Source organism: Komagataeibacter intermedius TF2, from assembly GCF_000964425.1.
Lineage (GTDB): Bacteria > Pseudomonadota > Alphaproteobacteria > Acetobacterales > Acetobacteraceae > Komagataeibacter > Komagataeibacter intermedius.
The window spans coordinates 1-358 of sequence record NZ_BANF01000739.1; the positions used below are offsets into that span (position 1 = coordinate 1).

Genomic DNA, 358 nt, shown 5'->3' on the forward strand with positions numbered 1-358 from the left:
TGCAGGGAATTTCAGACAACAAAAAACCCGCCGTGTGCGAGCGGGTTTATCGTGTCAAATCAAGGATTCATATCTGGTTTCAGGGAGCCTGCAACCAAAGAAAATTGCAGTTTGTCAGCGGGTTCGTAGAGAGGCTCTACTGCATGACATAGTCGATTGATAAACAATCGTTTTTATCAATATTCTGTCTCGCCGCAGCCTTTCCCGGTCAGACCGTGTCAGTCAACCAGTCCTCGGTTCGAAGACCTTCCACCCGCTGAAATTCCCGCAGATTGCCGGTCACCACAATCAGCCCCCTGCTCCGGGCATGCCCGGCAATCATGAGATCATACGGACCTATGATACGGCCATTCCGTTC

Annotated in this window: 1 pseudogene; it reads right to left on the reverse strand. The window is 50.8% G+C overall.

The window, feature by feature from the left end:
- Positions 1-208: 208 nt before the first annotated feature.
- A pseudogene (locus B7449_RS19145) lies at positions 209-358 on the reverse strand (VapC toxin family PIN domain ribonuclease); the annotation flags it as partial.